This is a genomic window from Planktothrix sp. FACHB-1365 (assembly GCF_014697575.1).
Classification (GTDB): domain Bacteria; phylum Cyanobacteriota; class Cyanobacteriia; order Cyanobacteriales; family Microcoleaceae; genus Planktothrix.
In genome coordinates, this window is record NZ_JACJSC010000004.1 from 48307 (window position 1) to 70491 (window position 22185).

The following is a 22185-nucleotide window of genomic DNA, read 5'->3' on the forward strand; positions in this document are numbered from 1 at the left end:
ATCTACTGTTTGTTATTTATGATTCCCCACTTTTTAGGAGGATAAACTCTCCTAATATTTGACGTTGAGCTTTTAATAATTCTTGTATTCCTAATTCTGCAAAATTCAAAATTTTATCTAATTGTTCTCGACTAAAACTTCCTAATTCAGCCGTTCCTTGCAGTTCAATAATTTCTAATTCTTCCGTCATCACTAAATTAAAATCGATGTCAGCAGCCACATCCTCAATATAATTCAAATCCAAATAAGGTTCCCCTTCCAATAACCCCACAGAAATCGCTGCAATTTGATGACAAATCGGTAATTGTTGAAGTTGCCCTTTTTGAATCAATGAATTTAAGGCATCTACTAACGCTACAAAACCCCCCGTAATAGCCGTAGTTCGCGTTCCAGCATCGGCTTGAATGACATCCGTATCAACAGTAATGGTATATTCTCCTAATGCTTTTAAATCAAGTGCGGCTCTTAAACTCCGTCCAATTAATCGTTGAATTTCTTGGGTTCGTCCTGATAATTTTAAAAATTCTCTCGGTTGACGTTGTGGAGTTGCTCCGGGTAACATTCGATATTCTGCTGTTAACCATCCTTGTCCTGTATTCTGTAAAAATTTAGGGACTCCCGGTTCAATACTAACACTACATAAAACTTTTGTATCTCCACTTTTCGCTAAAACAGAGCCCGGGGAAAAGCGAGTAAAATTTCGTTCAAAACTCACAGGACGGAGTTGATTCGGTTCTCTATGATCAGGACGTTTCCACATAATTAATTTAGGAGTTAAGAACAAGTGGAACAGGCATCTTGCCTGTTATTAAGTAAGCCTGTTAAGTAAGCCTGTTAAGTGTGCTTTGGGGGAAGAAGAGACGGTCAACAGCCAACCGTCAACCGTCAACACTCAGACGTTGACAAATCTCTTGATAAATTTGTTCGGGGGGTTGCTCCCCATTCACATCTAAAAGATGACCTCTAGGTTCATAATATTCTAAAATCGGAATAGTCCGTTGATAAAATAATTCAATTCGGCGCTCAATAATTCCCAGTTGATCATCCGCACGCGATCGCTCTAAAGAACGGTTTTTTAACACTTTTTCTGGAACATTCAAATAAATGACCCAATTTAACCGTTGGTCTAAATCTTCTAATAAAAAATCTAATTCTTCCGCCTGAAATGCTGTGCGAGGATAACCATCCAAAAGCCAACCCTTTGCTACATCAGGCTCTAACAATTGTTGACGGACAAATTGAATCATCATTTCATCGGGAACTAATTCCCCTTGTTCAACAAAGGGTTTAGCTTGTCGGCCTAATTCTGTCTGAGCCCTGATCTTTTGTCTCAAAATCTGACCGATATCTAAGCAAGGAATACCCAAATAGCTGCATAGCAGTTTGGCTTGAGTTCCCTTTCCGGCTCCCGGCCCCCCTAGAATTACCAGTCTCACAATATTTAGCTCCTCCGATGTTGAAATCTGACCCTTATTAAAATCACTGAATTGAATTCCTAAAATCCCAAAAATTAATCTAACTTTATGATCTATTGTCCCCCTTTAACCATTGTCGAAACTGAAGTTGGATTTAATAAAAATGAGGCTCCCTTTTGAGTAATTTCTTCAGAAAGATAAATCTGTTTTAATGTCACTAAGCCATCATTAATATATAAATCTCGTACCATTGCCTTTTCCCCACTATTAAAAATAGTCTCATAAAAGACTTCTTTAATTCCTGTAGAAATAATTAATTTTAAACAGGAAATACAGGGTTCTAAAGTAACATAAATACTCGCTCCCCCACAACTAATCCCATGTTTAGCCGCTTGAGCGATCGCATTGGCTTCAGCATGAACCGCACGAGAGGGTAAAACGGGACTGGCATCACAGGTACTTAACCCTGGATAACAATAGCCCTGAGTCGTGCAATGAATGGAACCGGAGGGCGAACCATTGTAACCCGTAGCAAGGATTTGTCGATCTTTAACAATGACTGCACCCACCGGAAACACTAAACAGGTCGAGCGCGTGGCGACCAGTTTAGCCATCATCATAAAATACTCATCCCAAGTCGGTCGCAGAGGCGGTTGATAGGTTTCAGGTGAATTTTCCATACCCATAAAACAGTAAAAATTAGTTGAGTTTTGCGGATGTTAATCCCGTAGACCCAAATCCATTATCGCGTCTTGTGGTATCACTTAACTGTTGAACTTCTTGAATCTCAACCTGCAAAACAGGTGCAATTACCATTTGAGCGATTTTCATTCCTTTAGTAATATTAAAGGATGTTTTACCATGATTGATCAAAATCACTCCAATTTCTCCCCGATATCCCGCATCAATGGTTCCAGGGGTATTCAAAACAGTGATTTGATGTTTCAAGGCTAACCCACTTCTGGGACGAATTTGGGCTTCTGTTCCTAATGGTAATTCAATCGCAATTCCAGTGGGAATTAATTGACTTTCTCCGGGTTCAATTGTTGTATTAACTATGGAAAATAAATCTAATCCAGCATCCCCAATATGAGCATATTGAGGTAAAATCGCTTCTTCTTTCAGTTTTAAGATTTTCAATTGCATATTTTTTAAAGGGAACAGGGAACAGGGAACAGGGAACAGGCAATAGGCAATAGGCAATAGGAAATAGGCAATAGGCAATAGGCAATAGGAAATAGGCAATAGGAAATAGGCAATAAGCCGACAACTGATAACTGATAACTGATGACTGATAACTGATAACTGATAACTGATTACGGTGCAAGTCGAGCTTTTCCGAGTCGAGTGTGTTCATACCATTTAGCAATATCAGGAACCCATTCTTCAACATGGGGCCACATTAAATCGCAGAGTTTTTGGATTTCTAATTGTGCATCTTTTTTAAAGCGTAAATCCAGAAAATGTAATAATGCCCTTAAGGTAAAACTGACAACAAAATGTTGACGATAATCAAAGGGAACTTTTCCCCGTGCGTGTTCTTCCGACATTCCATTTTCAAGATCAATTTTATAGCGTTTTGCCGCTTCCAAACACCAGTTTAAATCCTGTTGACGTTGTTCAGGAGAATAATAATATTTTTTCCCTTGGCGATCGCTATAATAACCCACAGGACGTAAATAAAAAGCGTCTTCAATATCCCCTTTTCCTTCAGCAACGGCTAATACTTTTCCCGAAGTATAGCGGTACGATTGACAATCAAAACTGATACCTATCCTGTGAGTTCTCGCTTGCTGCATCACACTATGGGGAAAATAACCACAATTAAACACAATTTGGCAGTGTTCTAATGGCCCATAATGTCCCCGTTCACCCGCTAATAAACGCTTAACAATGACTTCCCCAGCTTTTTCTTCAGACGGCCAAGATTCTCTTTCCTCAACAACAAACTGATCGCTATAATCTTGGTGCATTGCAGCATAAATCACCTGCTGAGGAAAAGGAGTTTTAGCAATTACTTCTACACGAAATCGATCCATTTTTGATCAAAACCAACCCAATTAAAAGCTTCAATATTTTCAGCCTTTAACATTAAAGCACTAAATGGAACAATTTGAGTTATTTTAAGATTAACCACAGAATTCTTGATTATGCTTTCCGACAAATTTACCGAAGCCTTAGTTTATGCAGCGCAACTCCACGCCACCCAAATTCGTAAAGGTTCAGGAGTGCCTTATATTGCTCATCTGTTAGGAGTTGCCAGTATTGCCTTAGAATATGGGGCTAACGAATCAGAAGCGATCGCAGCCCTGTTACATGATGCCATAGAAGACCAAGGAGGAGCTAAAATTCGAGACGAAATTCAACACCATTTTGGGGAAACCGTCGCGGCAATTGTTGAAGGGTGTACCGATACTGATATTAGCCCTAAACCGCCTTGGAGAGAAAGAAAACAAGCTTATATTGCCCATATTCCCCACACTTCCCCTTCGGTGCGGTTAGTTTCTGCGGCGGATAAACTGTATAATGCTCAATCGATTTTAAAAGATTATCGTCAACTGGGAGAGGATTTATGGCAAAGATTTACAGGCAAAAAAGAAGGAACTCTATGGTACTATCGAACCTTAGTTGATGCTTTTCGTCAAGTAGAATCAACACCTTTAGTTGAAGAATTAGATCGGGTTGTTTCTGAACTGGAACAGTTAGTGAAACAAGATCATTAACCCTAAAGAATTATCTTATTTTAATGGATTAATAATGGCAAATGTTCGTTTAGAAAATATTACCCGACGTTATCATACCACCCTTGCAATTGAAGAGATTAATTTTGAAGTTCCCGATGGAGAATTCTGGGTATTAGTAGGGCCATCGGGTTGTGGAAAATCAACAATTTTAAGAACCATTGCTGGGTTAGAAACAGCCACTTCTGGCAATGTTTATATTGATAATACCTTAGTGAATGAGATTCCAGCGCGTAAACGAGATGTGGCGATGGTATTTCAAAATTATGCCCTTTATCCCCATCTCAGCGTGGCTGAAAATTTAGCCTTTGGCTTAAAAATGCGGGGAGTTAATGCTAAAAAAACGCAAGAAATCATTCTAAAAGTAGCTCAATCTCTTTCCATTGAACATTTATTAAATCGTAAACCCAAACAACTTTCAGGCGGACAACAACAACGGGTTGCTTTAGGACGAGCGATCGCCCGTGAACCAAAAGTTTTCCTATTAGATGAACCCTTATCAAACTTAGATGCTCAACTGCGAGATGATACCCGTGCCGAACTTAAACAACTGCATCAGCGCTTAGGAATTACAACCATTTATGTTACCCATGATCAAGTAGAGGCGATGACGTTAGCCGATAAACTGGTAATTCTCCATCAAGGAAAAATTCAACAAATCGGTGTTCCTCAAATGGTTTATTCTCGTCCTAAAAATCGGATGGTTGCCACTTTTTTAGGTAATCCTCCCATGAATATTTTACCAATTACATACAGAAATAGTTTATTTTGGATTGGAAATCAATCCTTAACTTGTCCGAGCGCAATTCGAGAAAAATTACAACCCCAGGAAGGTCAAAAATTTGATTTGGGTATTCGTCCTGAACATATTCAATTCATCACTTCCGAGAATGTTATTGATGATTTACAACAAGATGTTTGGGCCTTTGAAAAAGTCCCCCTGGATGTGGAAGTTAGTGTTGTCGAACCCTTGGGCCGAGAAACATTAGTTCGCGCCGATATCCCCCAAACCGATCAATATTTTATTCAATTTCAAGTCCCTATTCACCATCGCCTTCATCCCGGCGATCGCTTAACCATCAAACTAGATTTGAATCAGATTTTAATCTTTAATGCCACAACAGGCGATACTCTCTATCCTTAAAATCTTCATCGGGTGCGTCAGGTCAAGTTCCAGGCCCCACCCAACCCTTAATTTTGTATCTAAAGTAACTGAAATTCTTTACAGACTATGATTTTTAGATTATCTTAGAAACATCCTCTTCAAAGCCAAAAAGAGAGGCAATTAAAGCCCCGAAATTAGTAAAGAAAGTTGAACTAATATGGATTTTTATTAAATCCGTAAAAAAAATTAAACTCTACATAAAAAATATTCTATTTTCCTAATTTTGAATCATACTTAAAAATAAATCCTGAGTCGATGAGGATAATACGCTGTCCGGTGGGAAGAGTGAAATCGTCAACTATTGGGGTTGTTTCACCCAAATCCTCATCTATCCTCCATTCAGGACTATTCCCTACCCCCCTAAAACCAATATGATGCTTTTAAATCAACCTAATTTGAAACAGGATGAATCTGAAATTAGGAATCAGGATGATATTTTTCCGATTAGTTACTCTACCCTGGATGTTAGAGCATTAATCAGTGAAATTTTAAGTTGTTATTCCATTGATACCGTTGAAAAATGTAAATTTTGGCATCGAGGTTTAAGTGATGTTTATTTCATAAAAACTCAAACTTCTCGTTATTTTTTAAGAATATCCCATCAACATTGGCGATGTCGAGCAGAAATTGAATTTGAGCTTGAATTGCTAGATTTTTTGCATAATCATCAAATCCCAGTTGCTTATCCCTTAAGAACAACAGAGGGAAAATTATTCATTGAAATTAATGCCCCTGAAGGCAAACGATATGCAGTATTATTAGTTAATGCTCCCGGTCAAATTGCTATTGGAGATTTGAATATCAGCCAAAGTTTAAAATTAGGCGCGACCGTTGGTAAAATTCATCAAGTGGCTGTAAATTTTCAACCTTCAGTTCAACGCCAACCTTTAAATTCTGATTATTTATTAGAGAGTTCCTTCCTAACCATTGCTCCCTATTTAAAAAACAGACCACTGGATTTAAACTGTTTAGCAGACATTGTATTTCAACTCAAAGCTCAATTGCAAAATTTACCTCAAAATCCTCCTTTTTGGGGAATTTGTTGGGGTGATCCCCATAGTGGTAATGCTCATTTTACCCCCGATGATCAAATTACCTTATTTGACTTTGATCAATGTGGATATGGGTGGCGAGCGTTTGATATTGCTAAGTTTTTACAAGTCTCCTTACAGTCGGGACTGAGTAAAAAAGTTCGAGAAGCTTTTTTAGTTGGGTATGAAGGGATTAACCCGTTAACTGAACTGGAAAAAAGCAATATTCAAGCCTTAACTCAAACGGCTCATATTTGGGCTTGGGCGATTAGTATTATTAACGCAGAACAGTTTAACTATAGCCGTTTAGATCCGAGTTATTTTACTCGATATTTACAACAATTAAAACGCTTACATTCCCCAGACTGGCAATAAAATCAATTCAAAATTAGTCTGGGAGAAATCCACAACTAATTTCAATAATGCGATTGTTCTCTAATTTAAAATAGAGATACGATCCCCCTGAAAAGGAATAGCTGACAACTTGAATATCCTCTTGACTGTGGGGTTCTTGTTGACCATAAACCTCGAATATACGATTTAAAGAATCTCCCACCCGCACCCCGTCCGGTGTGGCTAAACTCCCATCAGTGGTGGTTAAAACCACAATTCTTTCATCTCCAATATCAACAATTAAATTAGGATAAACCAGTCGAGCATAGGTGTTATAGTTCCCCGGAGGATGTTTTAAAATTTGAAGCGGTGTTCCTAAAATGTCTAATTTTGAGGGTAAATCTCCTAAGCGAAATTCCCCTAAACCCAGTTGTTTTTCTGGGGAAGGATCAGCTACACTTGCAGAAATTCCAAATGGAATTGGGAGAGTATTAAAAGCTATAACTCCACTTCCCAGAAGGAGAAGAGTAAGCAAAATATTGAAAGGATTTTTCATCTTAATTTTTCCCCATCTAATGCTCTAACTTTTAAATTGGATAAATTTTCAGCAATCTCAGCTTTATCTGTAACGGGAATTTGTAAAATATCCCCCAAGGAATGGGCGGGATCTGTCGAAAGGAGTAAGATTTGTTCATCAGGAAATTCTTTAGTCCATTGTAGGGCAAACCCACAGGAAAGGGTGGTTTTTCCCACACCCCCTTTTCCACGGAATAATACTAGACTAAGGGTGTTGAAATTAAACATTTTAATCAACGTTTGCTATATTTCTACTTTAGCGGTTTGTGGTGGCTTAAGAGATAAAACCCTAGGAATGTGTTCGATGTAGCCTTAGCCTCTTGTGTCAGTTGTTCAAGTGTTATAGCCCTGGCAAAAATTTTAGCGACTGATCTCCCATCGAAAACGGTAGAACCGTTGATCAGCCAGACTAGAATACAGAGGGAATCGTAAAATCTGCCCCAACTTAGAATTGAACTGTCACAGGATAGAGAATAAAGGGGTTGTTAATTACAGATAATAGAAACATAGAAACCAAGAGTAAGGTTCAATTGACAAATTGAGAACTCGGAAACAAGGGAAGAAATTGATCCCTCTTGAGAGATAATCAAGATCCTGTCCCGCCCTGGACAATCTCGAAGATCTAAACATCCCTAACCTTCATTTTTGCCCTCGGATGAAGGAATCAATCACTAACTTAGAACAGAATTAGGACGTGAATATTATGTTGAACAACCTGAGAAAAAAATACAGTGGGATTATGGCATTATCATTAGTTGGAGTCATGAATGCCACTCCTAGTTTAGCTTATCCGGTGGGGGTAACTTCTACCCCTGCAACGATTATACCCTCAACCTCTGAGTCCATACAGCCCCAGACTTCAACATTAGAATCCCTGTTAAAGGGGCCCCAAGTCAGCAGACGGATTTCTGAATGCTACGATAATGGGTTATGTTAGATGTTAACCCTTGGTGAAAGTTGATGGTACTGATCAACCCTCGATTCACTAAGTTTCAACGGACGGGCCGTATCCTGTTAGACTTCCTTTGCTGGAATCTATCCGCCATTCTTTGGGTAAAGAGGCAGCAGGGGCGGAATGTGCCTAATTTTTTATTAAAAATCCCATATTGATTCTTTTAATTATTTCTAATTGTTAAAACTTAATCAAGTTTTATCGGCTAACAAGAACTATGGGGTTTTTGTTAACGGCTTGGAGTGGTAATTAGAAATTTAAACTTAACTATCCCTTGCTAAAGTAACCGTTTAATGACAATCCCTCAAGGAGATTTTTAACGATGGCACTTTATCCCGTAAACGATATTATTAGCCATAATCATCAGCAAATTCATACCTTGGGTCGAGCATTGGCGAAAATGCAAGGAAGTTTTTCCTTATTGTTGGTACGGTGTAACTATGAAAGTTTACGGAAACAAATTGTTACTCAACTTAAACAAGAATCTTCCCTTCTCATCGATGAATTCCAACTTTCTCCAACAAGTCAAACCTTATATGGTTCGATTAAAGCGGAAGTAGAATCAAATTATCCTTCTGTATTAATGGTTTATGGATTAGAATCGGTTATTGCAATAGATGTAGTTTTACATTCAGCGAATTTAGGAAGAGAAGCTTTTCGTAATTTTCCCTTTCCAGTCGTGTTATGGATTAATGATAAATTGTGGAAAAAACTGAATCGTAATGCACCGGATTTTACCAGTTGGGCAACAACCTATGAATTTTTGCTGAGTTCCGATGAATTAATTAGCTTTTTAGAGGAAAGATCATCCTTAGTCTTTGCCAAAGTTCTCGCCGCAGGTGCAGAAGGATTTTTACCGACTGCTGCTATTTTAGGCTCAGAATCAGGAACGGAACTTCAGGCGGCTTATCAAGATTTAAAAAAGCGAGAAATTACGATTGATCAATCGTTAGAAGCGAAGTTAAAATGGATTTATGGTCGCTATTTTTATTCCCAACAACAAATTCCTCTGGCGCTGCAACAGTATCAACAAGCCTTAAGATTTTGGCAACAATACCCGGTTTCCCCTACTGCTGATCATTTCTTACTCTGGCAAGGATTAATTTGGTTTGAGATGGGGTTATGTTGGTGTTATTTAGCAGAACAACATCGTTATCGCAAGGGGGAACGAGAATGGAAACAAGCAAGGGATTGTTTTCAACAGTGTATTGATCGATTTGAACAGGCTCAAAAACCCGATTTAGTTGCTTTATTTTTAAATAAAATTGGAGAAACCTTAATTTATTTACAAGATTGGGAAAGTCTGCGGAATTTAGCTTTAAAAGGGCGAAAGTTACATCAAAATTTAGGAGACCGTTTCCAGATTCAACTCGCTCAGGATTATGGATTTCTAGCTTTTGTTGCCCTAGCAGATCGGGATTGGAATAATACTCAAGAATTAGCCTCGGTTGCCTTAGAAATTCTAGTTTTAGAAGCTCGAAAAAATCCCGATAATCCTTGTATTCCAGTCATTAAAAGTTTTTGTTTATTTATATTAGCCAAAGCCTTAGAACAGCAAGGGTTAAAATCAAAGGCGATTGAAATATTAAGAACATCGGCTCAAACCATTAAAACGACTTTGTTAACAGTGAGCTTAATTCGTTTGTATCTGTATATTTTACAAACATTAAGTCGCCTTCATTTTGAATTGGGGGATTATCAAGAAGCGTTTCAAATTAAAGAAGAATATCGCAATCAATCGAGTGCTTATGGTTATACTGCCTTTGTAGGAGCCGGACGATTACAACCTCGAAAACAAGCGGTTACTTCAACATTAGATCCCAGCCAATTCACCCACAATTTTACTGATGAAATCACGGCTTCAGGACGGGAAGAAGCGATTAACCATCTGTTAAAACGTATGGCGAGTAACTATCATAAATTAACCGTCATTTATGGTCAATCGGGTGTAGGAAAAAGTTCGATTTTGAGGGCTGGATTAGTTCCCGCAGTGCAACGAAAAATTATTGATGCTCGCATTAGTATCCCGATTATTATTAAAAGCTATAATTCTTTTTTAATTGAGTTAGAGCAAAAACTCATCAATCAGGATTTAGAGCATTCAACTGCTGCTCCTCCCTTAAATTTAGATACTGATTTCAATGATGCAGAGACACAATTAGAACCTCTAAATTATACCAATATTTTAACACAAGTTATTGAAAAATTGCAAGAGAATGGTAGACAAAATTTATTGACTATTTTAATTTTTGATCAATTTGAAGAATTATTTTTTGTTCAGTCTCCCAACAATCAAAAGCTATTCTTTGAATTTTTAAAAAATGCTTTAAATTTGCCCTTTGTCAAAGTTATTATTTCATTGAGAGAAGATTATTTACATTATTTACTAGAAGGAAGCCGTCAAGTTAATTTAGAAGCCATTAATAACGATATTTTAAGCAAAGATATTTTATTTTATTTAGGAAATTTTAGCGAGACAGAAGCTTATAACGTAATCAAAAGTTTAACGGATCGTGCCCATTTTTATTTAGAAGATGCCTTAATTCAAGCCTTAGTTCAAGATTTAGCAGAAGATAGAGGAGAAATCCGTCCCATTGAATTGCAAGTTGTTGGAACTCAACTCCAAGCTGAAAATATTACCACCTTAGAAGCTTATCAACAACAAGGCCCCAAACAAAAATTAGTCGAACGATTTTTAGAAGAAGTGATTCAAGATTGTGGGCCAGAAAATGAAACAATGGCGCGTTTTGTTTTATATGCCTTAACGGATGAAAATGATACTCGTCCCTTGAAAACCAGAACGGAATTAATTGAAGAATTAAAACAAAAATTAAATCCAGAACAGGTTTTAAACTGCTTAGATATCATTCTTTATATTTTAGAAAAATCGGGCTTAGTTTATCGAGATATTAGCCCAACAGGAGAATTTTATCAACTGGTGCATGATTATTTAGCTGGATTTATTCGACGACAGAATAGGAGTGATCAAGAAGAAGAAATTGCTAAATTGCAACAAGAAAAAGCCCAACTTATCAAGGAAAAAGAAATGAGCAAAAAACTATCAGAAGAACAAGAAAAACGCCATCAAGCAGAAGAAAAGAATCGTCGTTTAGAACGATTTCTAGGATTAATTATTGGAACAGTTGTTATTGGTGTTGCAGCAATATTTTATGCCAATGCCCAAAATCAAGTAAAAGCTCGAATTCAAGCGTTAACTTCAGCCAAAAATGCCCTATTATTAGCCGATCAACAAGATCAATTAGGGGTATTAACAACCACCGTACAAATTGGTCAAAACACCTTAGAAACAAAAGCATCAGAAGCAACAAAAACAGAAATCGCCGAAGGGTTAATGCAAATGATTTCGGGAATTCAAGAACGAAATCGTTTAGAGGGACATCAAGGAACAATTCTAGGCGTTAATTTTAGTCCCGATGGTCAACGAATTGCAACAGCCAGTAGTGATCGGACGCTAAAAATTTGGAGTCTTGAGGGTAAATTATTAACGAAACCTGGGCAATTTCCGCACACCAGTCCCATTAAAAGTGTTCGCTATAGTCCCGATGGCAAAATCATCGCCACCACCACAGCTAGTGTTGATGACCCCAATCAAAATCAAGTTTTATTATGGACAGAAAACGGAACACCTATCCCTCATCGTCCGATGAAACATCAAGAAGTGATTAATAGTATTAGTTTTAGTTACGACAGCCAAAAATTAGTTACCGCTAGTAATGATAAAACCGTTAAATTATGGGCTTTAGATGGAACGTTACTTCAGGAATTTAAAGGGCATCAGGATCGAATTTTTGACGCTGAGTTTAGTCCTGACGGTCAAACTATTGCCAGTTGTAGTAAAGATGGAGAATTGAAAATTTGGTCAATCGATGGAACCTTAATTCGTAGTATTAAAGCCCATAATCAACCCGTTTATGATCTTGATTTTAGTCCCGATGGCAAACTGATTGTTTCTGCTAGTGGCGATCGCACTCTAAAACTTTGGAACGCAGAAACCGGAGTAGAAATTAAAGTTCCCTTAAAAGGTCATAATGATGATGTTTTAAGTGTCAATTTTAGTCCCGATAGTCAATTTTTAGTCAGTGGTGGTCGCGATCGCACTGTTAAACTTTGGAACCTAAAAGGAGTTTTACTCAAAACTTTTATTGGTCATCGAGATAATGTTTGGGGTGTGGAATTTAGTCCCGATGGTCAAACCTTGGTATCCGTCAGCGCCGATACCACCGCCCGACTTTGGGATCGAAGTCGAGATCCCTTGAATACCACCTTACAGGGTCATACCGGACGGGTCTGGGGTGTCAGTTTTAGTCCCGATGGTCAAATTTTAGCGACTGGAAGTGAAGATAAAACCGTAAAATTATGGGGATATCAAGAGCCCCTACAATATAGTTCAAAGCCTTTTTTGACCTTAGAGCATCCCAGTAAAGTGAACTGGGTAAGTTTCAGTCCCAATAGTCAAGAAATTGCCACAGCCAGCGAAGATAAAATTCTGCGACTTTGGGGGAAAGACGGTCAGTTGTTGCGAACCTTAAGCGGTCATACCCAAGCGGTTAAAGTTGTCACCTTTAGTCCCGACGGTCAAACCTTAGTCAGTGCCAGTGAAGACAAAACCGTGAAATTATGGGACAAACAAGGAAAATTGATCACCTCCTTACCCCATCAAGATGCTGTTTGGGATGTCCGCTTTAGTCCCGATGGCAAAATCTTAGCCACAGGGGCGAGTGTTTCCAAACCCACAAACCAACCGCCCACTAACGGCGTTACCCTCTGGACAAAACAAGGGAAACAATGGCAACCTACCTCAGAATTACCTGCGGAAAATCCCGTAACAACGTTAAGTTTTTTAGGGAATTCTCAACAACTGGCTGTTGCTGTTAATGATCAGGTTACACTTTGGGAATTGAACGATAAAAAATCCCATTCTTCTTGTCCATTAGGACATCATGCAACGGTACAAAGTTTAAGTTATTATCCCCAGGGGCAAATTTTAGCAACGGCTAGTGATGATAAAAAAGTGAGATTGTGGCAGATTAATGACCGTCTTTGGGATTTATCAAACTGCAATGGCATTGAACCTTTAATGGTGTTAGAACAAGATGATTTTGTCAATAATATTAGTTTTAGTTCTGGGGATGCCCCTCTTCTGGCTATGGCTAAGGATAATGGAACAGTGATTCTGTGGAGTTTAGCGAATTTAGACTTACATCATCAGATGGAACAAAGTTGTACCTGGTTACACGATTATCTCACCACTAACTCAACCCAATTGCAGGAACAAAATCGCAATTTATGTAATTATCCGGTAAATACGGATTCTGCAAGAGCGAATGGGATAAACAAATAAATATTGCTTGAGTGTCTGCTTATTCCCTTATTTAGGAAGACAGTGTATGATTTTGGCAAACCCGATTACCCTCAATCCTAATATTCAATGGTGATAGAAAAAGCCGAACAAATCCTCAATGGTGCTATGCCAGAGTTTTTGCAAAATGGCTATGCTTGTACAAGTATGGACAAGGTAGCAAAATCGGCTGGTGTGTCTAAACAAACCCTTTATAGCCATTTTTCCGATAAAGATGGATTATTTACGGCATTAGTTGAACGCATTGCTACCGAGAAATTTAATTTGGTTTGGTCACACCCTTTAGAAGGTCAACCCGAAGAAGTCTTGCGGGATTTAGCGAAACGCCTGGTTAAGGAAAATATTAATGATAATGAATATTTGTGTTTTGTCCGTTTAATTGTTGCTGAATCAGGAAAACGTCCAGATTTAGCACAATTATTTTTAATGAAACTTTGTCAACCTGCGGTGATTATTCTCACCCAATATCTTCAAGAACATCCCGAATTAAATATTATTGATTGTGAAGCCACAGCCCGGATTTTCGTCGGTTCATTAATCCATTTTATGATGGTTCAAGAAGTTCTATCCGGCAAAGAAATTATGCCCCTCGAAGAAGATCGGATGATTAATAGTTTAATTCGTTTAATTATTAATCAAAAAGAATTGTTGACTGTAGAGACGTTGCATGAAACGTCTCTACAGGTTCCAAAACCCGACTACGGTTGAACGTTTACAGGGTTAGCTGAGGGTTCGGTAGCAGGGGAAGGTTGGGGGTTTTCCAGAAGTTGGCGTTGTTTTTCCCGAAATTGAGTTGCTGCGTCCTGAATATTTTGACGTTGTTGATTCCCGACGGCTTCATAATCAACATTGAATCGTCCTAATCGAGAATTATGAATAATATCTAACATGGTCTTCTGACTATTGGCACCACTCAGAGGGTCAGGATTATCAGACCGTTGAAATTCTTGTAAAGGGGTAACTGAAGTAGACTGAGCCAAACTCACTGAAGTAAATCCCAAAATCCCAATTCCAGCAGCCACAACCGTAGAAGAGAAGAGTCTCACACCCCATTTCAATCCCTTAAATTGCATGATTACAACCTCACCACCTGAAAAATAACTATAAAAACTAAGATTTACCTATTGTAGCTATTTTTCAGAAAATTTAACGAAATCCCAAAATTCATCCTCACCCTCAGTTGATCGGAGTGAGGATGAATTTTGGAAAACAAAAAGTGCGACGCAGCACCTTGACAATCCAAAACTCCATTTGTTAGCATTTTATCGTAAACGTGGTTCCTAGTAAGATGCTGAAAGCAGTCAAAGTCAGAATCTATCCCACCGTTCAACAACAAGAGTTATTAGCTCAAGCTTTTGGCTCGGTTCGTTGGCTGTGGAATCGTTTTTTAGACTTGACCAATGAAACCTATCAGCAAACCGGGAAAGGATTATCACGTTACGACTTACAAAAACAATTACCCGCTCTCAAGAAAGAATATGAATGGTTGAAAAATACCTACAGCCAATGCTTGCAAGTTGTTTGCTTAAACCTTAGTCGAGGGTTCATTAACTTCTTTGAAAGACGTGGGGATTATCCCAGATTCAAGTCTAAACACGGGAAACAATCTTTATCTTATCCTCAAAATGTAAAAATCAGTGGTGACAGCTTATGCTTTCCTAAAATTGGTGAAATATTTGCTAAAATTCACCGTCCTATAGAGGGAGCGATTAAAACTGTAACTATCACTAAAAACAAGTGTAATCAATATTATGCTTCTGTTTTATTTGAGGATGGAAAGAAGATTCCCAATCCTTCATCTGAAGGTAAGGCGATTGGTTTAGATATGGGATTAAACGATTTCTGTATCACTTCAGATGGTAGTAAATTTGCCAATCCTAGATGGTTGAAAAAGCATGAGCGCAATCTTAAGATTAAACAGAAATCATTATCTCGCAAAAAGAAAGATTTCAATAATCGAGCTAAAGCCAGACTTAAAGTAGCTAAAGTTCACAATAAAATCACTCGATGTCGTGAGGATTTTCACCATAAGCTATCACGCAGGATAGTCAACGAAAACCAAGTTATTGTGTGTGAAAATCTAAATATCAAAGGCATGGTTAAAAACCACTGTTTAGCCCAAGCAATTTCTCAAGTTGGATGGGGTCAATTCCAGACCATGCTGTCCTATAAAGCCGAACAAGAAGGAAAAATCTATTTAGAAATTGATAGATTTTTCCCTTCCTCAAAAACTTGTAATCATTGCTTAAATGTGGTTGATAGCTTGCCTTTAGATATTCGACAATGGACTTGTAATCATTGTGGTACAAAACACGACCGAGATATCAACGCAGCAAAAAATATTAGAGATGAAGGACTGCGAGTTTTGTCGTTAGGGACTAGCGAGTCAGCCTGTTGTCCAGATGTTAGACGTAATAGTGGAGGACGTAAGAAATCTACTGTTACGCTTTCTGTTGGGCAGGAAACTCCGACCTCAGCGTAGCGGGTCGGAGTAGTTCACAATAAAGATTCCTCCTAACCTTCGAGACATTCAGACTGTTGGGGGGATTAATCTTGCGATAAATTTTATGAGGTCGCTCACGGGATTTTCAATCGCGTTTTAAGCAAACCGACGCTTTAATAACGGCTGAATTGAGAGTAAGGCGACCGTTGCAAATCCGAATAAAACCAATAATGCACCTCCAAACGTGATGGTGGCAAAGGGAGCGTGCATCACCACACTATTGAGAGCCCAATCCTGATGTAAGTATAAATAACGAATGGGTTCAATGGCATAACTGAGGGGATTCAGCGAAGCTACAACTTGTAACCAAGTGGGCATAAAGGATAAAGGCGCGAGGGCGGTACTGGCAAATAAAAGCGGTAAATTCGTCACAAAGATCACCGCAATTAATTCAATATGACCGGGTAAAGCAAAAGCTAATCCTAAACTTAAACCCGTTACCCCTAGCACTAATAAAAGCACAATCAAAGTAATGATACTTAATCCCCCAATTCCAGGTAATCCTGCTCCTAAAAAGGCTCCAGCCGCCACAATCACCGACGTTTGAATTAAGCTCAAGGTAACGATATAAATTGCTGAGGCTAAAACAATCGAAAAACGAGACACTAAAGGGGCGACTAATAACCGATTTAAAAACCCAAATTCTCGGTCAAACATCACAGGTAAACCTGCATTTAAAGCTCCTGCAAAGGCTGTAAAAACAATAACCCCAGCCCCTAAAAACTGAGCATAATTTAGGGTTTCTCCAAACAATCCTTTGGGGGCATTTTGAAATAAAGCACCAAACAAAATTAACCACATCAAAGGTTGAATAATCCCAGCAATTAAAGTAGAAGGACGACGTTGTAATTGAATAAACAACCGACGGGTTAAGGCTAGGGTTTCTTGCAGGAATTCTCCGACTAAATTCGGTTGTTGATTAGTTGTTTGATGGGAAGGTGATAATTTAACAGATGTTGTTGAACTGCTCATAGTGGTTAACGATTGAGGGTTGACTGTTCAGGGTTAGGAATTAAAAACCCAGTTTCTAGCGCATACTTTTCTTTTTCTCAGCTTTTAAATCTCGATTACTGGCTGCTGCAATTTCAGCATCAAGTAAAGTTCGACCGGTTGCTGCTAAATAAACATCATCTAAACTGGGCCGAGATTGGGCAATACCAAAGGTCGGTAAACCCGCATCTTTTAACGCCTGTTGAATCGTAAACAACGCATCACTTTGAGGTTGAACGACTAAATTTAAAGAATTGCCTTGAGCATTATTAATAATAATCTCTTGTACAAAAGCGAGAGATTGTAATAAAGCTTTGGCTTTTTCGGCTTCTTCCAACGGCGAAAATTCTCGAATTCTCAGGGTAATGCGATCGCCTCCAACTTGATCTTTTAACTCAGACGGTGTACCCGTTGCAATCACCACACCTTGATCAATAATTGCCACTCGATCTGCTAAAGCATCCACCTCTTCTAAATAGTGGCTGGTGATTAAAACCGTTGTCCCATTTTCTCTTAATTGACGGAGGAAATTCCACACTGCAACCCGGCTTTCAATATCTAAGCCAACGGTCGGTTCATCTAATACTAATAAATCCGGTTGATGCAGTAACCCCGACGCTAAATCTAAGCGTTTCCGAATTCCCCCAGAATAGGTTCCGGTTTTTTGATCGATCCAATCTTGTAATCCTAATAAATTCGTAACCTGATGAATTCGTTCTGCAATCAGAGCACGAGGAATATGATAAAGGGCGGCTTGTAATTGCAATAATTCCCGTCCAGTTAAGACTTTATCAAGGGCGACTTCCTGAGCGACATAACCTAAGCGTTGACGAGCTAATCTGGGTTGGTCAGTAACAGAAATACCCGATATTTCTAAACGTCCAGCATCAGGAGTAATTAACGTACACAATGCACGCAGGGTTGTGGTTTTTCCGGCGCCATTGGGGCCAAGTAAACCAAAGATTTCCCCCGGTTGGACATCAAGAGACACATCTTTAACAGCCCGGATAGAGCCATAGGATTTTTGTAAATTTTGGATCACAACAGCAGGAATCATAGTACACATTTAAATAAACTAAATTACTGATGGGTCAAGTCCGAGGGGAATTTATTCGCCGTCAGGTTCCTTTTTTGTATTGTATCTCTCTTTCCCTAGAGAATAGCTGGACTCAACAAATACGCTTCTAAATCAAGACTTGCCAATTTTTCATAAGCATGATTAATCAAGCGTTCTCCTCGTAATGCTCCTGTATTTGCACCCGGACAAATATACTGCAAGGTATCATAATTAAAGCGTTCCAATATGAATCGAATACTGTTTAGCTGTCGTGGCCAGTGAAAGGTTTTGGCGGTGCGGAGGGGTACAGGTTGACCTTGGAGATTGGGTAAGAGATGACGTCCGGTGAACAAAACCCCGGCTTGCCCACTAAAATAAAGACAGGATGAACCGGGAGAATGTCCAGGTGTCCAAAAAACCGAACTTTGGGAACTCAGGGTTAAGTTTGTCTCAAAGGTTGTTACCGTTGACTCCGGTAATAAATAAGCTTCTTGTTCTTGGATGACAATCTGACATCCCCATCTGTTTTGAATCTCTCGTGATGAACCTATTGCACCCCGATGGGTAATGAATAACCCTTGAACACCTCCCTGTTGCTCTAAAAATTGCTGATTTGTTTCATTCCAGGGCGGCGCATCGATCAAGATGTTCATCTGGTTCTCTACAATAAAATAGGCAGTTCCGCCCAAAGTGTCCCGGTTGGGTGGGAAAGCATAAATATTTTCCAGTACAAGTCGGGGAAGTTTGGGGACAGAACGCTCCTGGGACATATCGTTATTTTTTTTAGGTTCAATTGTTGATTTTAAACGAACTTGTTTATTGAATTAAAACGACAGATGATCATGTTATTTTGGTTACTGATTTTAGGGTTGATGACCTATTGGCTTCTACAACGGGGAGTCGCTCAAATTACTCGAACTCCCATTTGGTTGCTATGGTTGGTGATGATGACTCCGGCGTTCATTTGGGGAACCTGGATGTTTGCTTATGATCAAAAACCAATTCCCGCAGAATTAGTGATTATTCCTTTTATTGCTTGTCCCTGTTTATATTGGTTTTTAGTCCAATGGGGTCGTCTTCCGCCACCTACATCATCAGACTCCGCTACCCCAACCGAACCTAGTCTTCCTGTGGAAAATTCCCACTTACCTCGTCCTTTAGATCAACAAGAAGAAGAAACCCTTCGCACTTGTTTTCCTTGGACTGTTTTTCCCCTACATAATATTGAATATCGGCTACAAGCTGTGATTTGTCGGGGTCAATTACGGTCTAATCCTGATGTCGCTTATCGAACGATTCGAGATAATATTAAAGCTAAATTTAGCGATCGCTTTTTAATTGCCTTTCAACAGGATCTCAAAGATAAACCCTTTTTTGCCTTGGTTCCTAACCCTTATCCAGAAAATACCGAAAATTTACTCAAGCCTGATGCTTTAAACCGTCCAATTTTATGTTTAGCACTGGTATTAATTACTTTATTTACAACAACGGTGGCGGGTGTGGAAATGGAGAATATTTCCCTAGATGCTTGGCAAGCAAATCCCCGTTTATTAGTGGCTGGATTACCTTATAGTTTGTCCTTAATGGCAATTTTAGGAGTTCATGAGTTAGCTCATTATTTAACCGCGATTCGGTATAAAATGAAAGCGACATTACCTTATTTTCTGCCGATTCCATTTTGGTTAGGAACCTTGGGGGCGTTTATCCAAATGCGATCGCCTTTTCCCCACCGGAAAGCGTTATTTGATGTCAGTATTGCTGGGCCTTGGGCAGGATTTATCATCAGTTTACCGTTATTAATTTTAGGCTTAAATCAGTCAACGGTTGTTCCCTTTGATCCGAAAAGTTCTGGATTTTTAAATTTTGAATCCTTGAATCCCAGTTTTTCGTTTTTATTAACAATATTGAGTAAATTAATATTAGGAGATGCCTTCACTTCTGAACAAGCGATTCATTTACATCCGATGGCGATCGCGGGATATTTAGGATTAATTGTCACAGCCATTAATTTAATACCAGTGGGACAATTAGATGGCGGTCATCTCGTTCATGCTATGTTTGGTCAAAAAACCAGTTTCGTCATGGGTCAATTCACTCGATTTTTTATCTTAATTTTAGCATTAATCCACAGTGAATTTATAGCCTTAGCTTTGTTATTATTCTTTTTTCCGTTACAAGATGAACCTGCCTTAAATGATGTCAGTGAATTGAATAATATTCGAGATATTATTGGGTTTGTCACCTTGGGGTTATTATTGTTGATTTTATTACCCATGCCTTCTGTTGTTGGTCAATGGTTAAATTATTAATCTTAAAATCCGGTTAAACGGCTTTTTTATTAAAGCGTCCAACCTGTCTTAAGGCATCTAAAAAGGTATAAACCGCAGGAGAATGGAGGGCATTTTTTAAGACCATTACACCGATGACTCGAATTAAGGGATCGGGTAATTGACAAACTTGAACGAGGGGAGGAACCGGACGTGCTGCTAAACCCGGAATAATTGAGACTCCCAAACCTTGAGCGACCATGCCTAAAATTGTTGAATCTTCTCTCACATGATAGGCAATATTTAAAGGAAAATTCGTTTTTTTTAAATATTTTAAAATCAAAGAAGAACAACAACTGGTTGATGAGAGAATTAAGGGATAGGATACTAATTGTTCCCAGGTTAAACGGGAACTATTAATGTTATAATGGGGAGGAAGAATGGCGATATAATCATCTTGTAAAATTTCCCAAACTTCAAATTCGGGACTGGTGGGTAAATAAGTAAATCCAATATCCGCTTGACCCGTGCGAACTGCGTGTTCCATTTCTGGGGTATCATCAAATTCTGTTAAACTCACCGTCACGTCTGGGAAATGGTTGCGAAATTGAGCAATCACAGAGGGTAAAATATGAGTTGAAACACTGCGAAATGAAACAATCCGAATATTGCCACCTTGTAATCCTTTTTCGCGGTTGGCTTCCTGAACCATTTGCGCTAAAAGCTCTTGAATTTGACGCGCTTGAGTGACCATCCTTTCTCCCAAAGGCGTTAAAACCGCTCCATATCGTCCCCGTTTGATCAAGATAACACCTAATTCAGTTTCCAAGGTGGCGATCGCATGACTAACCGTAGACTGGGATAAATTCAGGTTCAATGCAGCTTCGCTGAAGTTTCCCGCCTCAGCAACGGCGACTAATGCTCGGAGTTGGGAGAGTTTCAAATTTTGGGGATTCATAGGACAATAGCAGGGAACAGGGAACAGGGAACAGGGAACAGGGAACAGGGAATAGGGAGGAAAAAAGACTTAACCCCTCTTAGTTTGTCGCCTCAGTCTATGTCCTAACTGCCTTGGCGACTGCTCTATCTATCGATTTTATCGATATTACCTATCGATGTTATCCGTTGATTTTTTATTGTAAGGGAAATAGAGTAAGTTTAACCGCGAAAAACTCTCAAATTCTTCTGTAATCAGGAGAGAAATTGTTATGAATAATCTCACCGTTTATTTAATTTTGGATTCCCTTAACTCCCTTCACCCGTCCACCTCAAAACCCGTTTTCTCATCCCGCCATTTTCTGACAAAAATTCAATCCACTTGGAATAAAATGATCGCGATGTTCACGGCGGGAAAAGAACCTAAAATTTGGTTATCCTCTGATGCTGAAGGCAAACGCTACTGGAATGCCTTTGATCCGCAAACCCATTGCTTTGTTGAACATTTATCAGAAGCAGAAATGCGAATTTGGATTGAAGAGCGATATCGTTTTTAAAGGGAATTTAGGTGTTTAGATACAGCACTTCTCAACCCTGTATAACGGATTTTACAACCCAAGAATGCTTTCTGCTAAACTGATCCTGGTTTTTCCTGCTGACCTTCAATAATTTTGGGGGACAATCGGGATCAGATGTCAAGACATCATCTCAAGTTAGAATCAAAAATGTTATTCTGATGACAATTACCTGACCCAAAGCGGGTAAACCTAGACATAGCTGAGTTATTGACCTCCATAAAGCGCATAAAAGGAAGAAAATTACAAAGTTGGGGATTCAAC

21 protein-coding genes are annotated in these 22185 nt (G+C 38.9%); 9 read left to right on the forward strand and 12 right to left on the reverse strand.

Annotated elements, in window-relative coordinates:
- Positions 1-16: 16 nt before the first annotated feature.
- The 5 genes from rph to thyX all read right to left on the reverse strand — a co-directional run bounded on the left by rph (position 17) and on the right by thyX (position 3454).
- On the reverse strand, positions 17-763 hold the full coding sequence (rph, locus tag H6G57_RS07635; RefSeq protein ID WP_309235803.1) for a ribonuclease PH: 747 nt from the start codon (positions 761-763) through the stop codon (positions 17-19).
- A gap of 115 nt (positions 764-878) precedes the next feature.
- Positions 879-1436 (reverse strand): adenylate kinase, encoded by a 558-nt coding sequence (locus H6G57_RS07640; RefSeq protein WP_190517388.1) that lies wholly within the window; start codon positions 1434-1436, stop codon positions 879-881.
- Between the two features lie 92 nt (positions 1437-1528).
- Positions 1529-2095 (reverse strand): dCMP deaminase family protein, encoded by a 567-nt coding sequence (locus H6G57_RS07645; protein WP_190517389.1) that lies wholly within the window; start codon positions 2093-2095, stop codon positions 1529-1531.
- A gap of 19 nt (positions 2096-2114) precedes the next feature.
- Positions 2115-2561 carry a dUTP diphosphatase gene (gene dut / locus H6G57_RS07650; RefSeq protein ID WP_190517391.1) on the reverse strand — a complete coding sequence of 149 codons (447 nt, stop codon included), beginning with the start codon at positions 2559-2561 and terminating at the stop codon, positions 2115-2117.
- Positions 2562-2731: 170 nt separating this feature from the next.
- On the reverse strand, positions 2732-3454 hold the full coding sequence (gene thyX / locus H6G57_RS07655) for an FAD-dependent thymidylate synthase (protein ID WP_190517392.1): 723 nt from the start codon (positions 3452-3454) through the stop codon (positions 2732-2734).
- 111 nt (positions 3455-3565) lie between these two features.
- On the opposite strand from thyX, the gene H6G57_RS07660 reads away from it, so the two are divergent.
- From H6G57_RS07660 to H6G57_RS07670, 3 genes are all read left to right on the forward strand, one after another.
- On the forward strand, positions 3566-4138 hold the full coding sequence (locus H6G57_RS07660; protein WP_190517394.1) for an HD domain-containing protein: 573 nt from the start codon (positions 3566-3568) through the stop codon (positions 4136-4138).
- A 34-nt stretch (positions 4139-4172) separates the two neighbouring features.
- Positions 4173-5300, forward strand: coding sequence for an ABC transporter ATP-binding protein (locus H6G57_RS07665; RefSeq protein ID WP_190517395.1), 1128 nt, complete (start codon positions 4173-4175; stop codon positions 5298-5300).
- Between the two features lie 392 nt (positions 5301-5692).
- On the forward strand, positions 5693-6727 hold the full coding sequence (locus H6G57_RS07670) for a phosphotransferase (protein WP_190517397.1): 1035 nt from the start codon (positions 5693-5695) through the stop codon (positions 6725-6727).
- 13 nt (positions 6728-6740) lie between these two features.
- Here the strand turns inward: H6G57_RS07670 and H6G57_RS07675 are convergent, their stop codons facing one another.
- Complete coding sequence (locus H6G57_RS07675) at positions 6741-7241, reverse strand: hypothetical protein (protein ID WP_190517399.1); 501 nt, start codon at positions 7239-7241, stop codon at positions 6741-6743.
- Positions 7238-7489 (reverse strand): ArsA-related P-loop ATPase, encoded by a 252-nt coding sequence (locus H6G57_RS07680; protein ID WP_190517400.1) that lies wholly within the window; start codon positions 7487-7489, stop codon positions 7238-7240. The genes H6G57_RS07675 and H6G57_RS07680 overlap by 4 nt, the downstream gene beginning before the upstream one ends.
- Before the next feature lie 475 nt (positions 7490-7964).
- On the opposite strand from H6G57_RS07680, the gene H6G57_RS07685 reads away from it, so the two are divergent.
- The 3 genes from H6G57_RS07685 (at position 7965) to H6G57_RS07695 (ending at position 14301) form a co-directional block, all read left to right on the forward strand.
- Entirely contained in the window at positions 7965-8198 is a 234-nt protein-coding gene (locus H6G57_RS07685) for a hypothetical protein (RefSeq protein ID WP_190517402.1), read from the forward strand.
- 337 nt (positions 8199-8535) lie between these two features.
- Complete coding sequence (locus H6G57_RS07690; protein ID WP_190517403.1) at positions 8536-13575, forward strand: hypothetical protein; 5040 nt, start codon at positions 8536-8538, stop codon at positions 13573-13575.
- 87 nt (positions 13576-13662) lie between these two features.
- A complete protein-coding gene (locus tag H6G57_RS07695; RefSeq protein ID WP_190517405.1) occupies positions 13663-14301 on the forward strand; it encodes a TetR/AcrR family transcriptional regulator in 639 nt (212 codons plus the stop codon).
- Here H6G57_RS07695 and H6G57_RS07700 read toward each other — a convergent pair.
- The gene (locus H6G57_RS07700; RefSeq protein WP_190517406.1) at positions 14292-14666 is read right to left on the reverse strand and encodes a hypothetical protein; all 375 of its coding nucleotides are present in this window, start codon (positions 14664-14666) and stop codon (positions 14292-14294) included. The genes H6G57_RS07695 and H6G57_RS07700 overlap by 10 nt on opposite strands.
- 215 nt (positions 14667-14881) lie before the next feature.
- On the opposite strand from H6G57_RS07700, the gene H6G57_RS07705 reads away from it, so the two are divergent.
- Positions 14882-16075: an RNA-guided endonuclease TnpB family protein gene (locus H6G57_RS07705; RefSeq protein WP_190517408.1), complete on the forward strand. Its 1194-nt coding sequence runs from the start codon at positions 14882-14884 to the stop codon at positions 16073-16075.
- Between the two features lie 117 nt (positions 16076-16192).
- Here H6G57_RS07705 and H6G57_RS07710 read toward each other — a convergent pair whose 3' ends face one another.
- The 3 genes from H6G57_RS07710 to H6G57_RS07720 all read right to left on the reverse strand — a co-directional run bounded on the left by H6G57_RS07710 (position 16193) and on the right by H6G57_RS07720 (position 18913).
- The gene (locus H6G57_RS07710; RefSeq protein WP_190517410.1) at positions 16193-17068 is read right to left on the reverse strand and encodes an ABC transporter permease; all 876 of its coding nucleotides are present in this window, start codon (positions 17066-17068) and stop codon (positions 16193-16195) included.
- A gap of 55 nt (positions 17069-17123) precedes the next feature.
- A complete protein-coding gene (locus H6G57_RS07715; RefSeq protein WP_190517412.1) occupies positions 17124-18143 on the reverse strand; it encodes an ABC transporter ATP-binding protein in 1020 nt (339 codons plus the stop codon).
- 95 nt (positions 18144-18238) lie between these two features.
- Entirely contained in the window at positions 18239-18913 is a 675-nt protein-coding gene (locus H6G57_RS07720; protein WP_190517413.1) for an MBL fold metallo-hydrolase, read from the reverse strand.
- A 66-nt stretch (positions 18914-18979) separates the two neighbouring features.
- On the opposite strand from H6G57_RS07720, the gene H6G57_RS07725 reads away from it, so the two are divergent.
- The gene (locus H6G57_RS07725) at positions 18980-20452 is read left to right on the forward strand and encodes a site-2 protease family protein (protein WP_190517415.1); all 1473 of its coding nucleotides are present in this window, start codon (positions 18980-18982) and stop codon (positions 20450-20452) included.
- Positions 20453-20465: 13 nt separating this feature from the next.
- Here H6G57_RS07725 and H6G57_RS07730 read toward each other — a convergent pair whose 3' ends face one another.
- Positions 20466-21368 carry a LysR family transcriptional regulator gene (locus tag H6G57_RS07730; protein ID WP_190517416.1) on the reverse strand — a complete coding sequence of 301 codons (903 nt, stop codon included), beginning with the start codon at positions 21366-21368 and terminating at the stop codon, positions 20466-20468.
- A gap of 250 nt (positions 21369-21618) precedes the next feature.
- Between H6G57_RS07730 and H6G57_RS07735 the strand changes: the two genes are divergently transcribed.
- Complete coding sequence (locus H6G57_RS07735) at positions 21619-21903, forward strand: hypothetical protein (RefSeq protein WP_190517418.1); 285 nt, start codon at positions 21619-21621, stop codon at positions 21901-21903.
- The last annotated feature ends 282 nt before the right edge of the window (positions 21904-22185 follow it).

Coding starts and splice junctions, on each gene's coding strand:
- H6G57_RS07645 (WP_190517389.1), bottom strand. CDS start 2,095: ATGGAAAATTCACCTGAAACCTATCAACCGCCTCTGCGACCGACTTGG.
- dut (WP_190517391.1), bottom strand. CDS start 2,561: ATGCAATTGAAAATCTTAAAACTGAAAGAAGAAGCGATTTTACCTCAA.
- thyX (WP_190517392.1), bottom strand. CDS start 3,454: ATGGATCGATTTCGTGTAGAAGTAATTGCTAAAACTCCTTTTCCTCAG.
- H6G57_RS07660 (WP_190517394.1), top strand. CDS start 3,566: ATGCTTTCCGACAAATTTACCGAAGCCTTAGTTTATGCAGCGCAACTC.
- H6G57_RS07665 (WP_190517395.1), top strand. CDS start 4,173: ATGGCAAATGTTCGTTTAGAAAATATTACCCGACGTTATCATACCACC.
- H6G57_RS07670 (WP_190517397.1), top strand. CDS start 5,693: ATGATGCTTTTAAATCAACCTAATTTGAAACAGGATGAATCTGAAATT.
- H6G57_RS07675 (WP_190517399.1), bottom strand. CDS start 7,241: ATGAAAAATCCTTTCAATATTTTGCTTACTCTTCTCCTTCTGGGAAGT.
- H6G57_RS07680 (WP_190517400.1), bottom strand. CDS start 7,489: ATGTTTAATTTCAACACCCTTAGTCTAGTATTATTCCGTGGAAAAGGG.
- H6G57_RS07685 (WP_190517402.1), top strand. CDS start 7,965: ATGTTGAACAACCTGAGAAAAAAATACAGTGGGATTATGGCATTATCA.
- H6G57_RS07690 (WP_190517403.1), top strand. CDS start 8,536: ATGGCACTTTATCCCGTAAACGATATTATTAGCCATAATCATCAGCAA.
- H6G57_RS07695 (WP_190517405.1), top strand. CDS start 13,663: ATGGTGATAGAAAAAGCCGAACAAATCCTCAATGGTGCTATGCCAGAG.
- H6G57_RS07700 (WP_190517406.1), bottom strand. CDS start 14,666: ATGCAATTTAAGGGATTGAAATGGGGTGTGAGACTCTTCTCTTCTACG.
- H6G57_RS07705 (WP_190517408.1), top strand. CDS start 14,882: ATGCTGAAAGCAGTCAAAGTCAGAATCTATCCCACCGTTCAACAACAA.
- H6G57_RS07710 (WP_190517410.1), bottom strand. CDS start 17,068: ATGAGCAGTTCAACAACATCTGTTAAATTATCACCTTCCCATCAAACA.
- H6G57_RS07715 (WP_190517412.1), bottom strand. CDS start 18,143: ATGATTCCTGCTGTTGTGATCCAAAATTTACAAAAATCCTATGGCTCT.
- H6G57_RS07720 (WP_190517413.1), bottom strand. CDS start 18,913: ATGTCCCAGGAGCGTTCTGTCCCCAAACTTCCCCGACTTGTACTGGAA.
- H6G57_RS07725 (WP_190517415.1), top strand. CDS start 18,980: ATGATCATGTTATTTTGGTTACTGATTTTAGGGTTGATGACCTATTGG.
- H6G57_RS07730 (WP_190517416.1), bottom strand. CDS start 21,368: ATGAATCCCCAAAATTTGAAACTCTCCCAACTCCGAGCATTAGTCGCC.
- H6G57_RS07735 (WP_190517418.1), top strand. CDS start 21,619: ATGAATAATCTCACCGTTTATTTAATTTTGGATTCCCTTAACTCCCTT.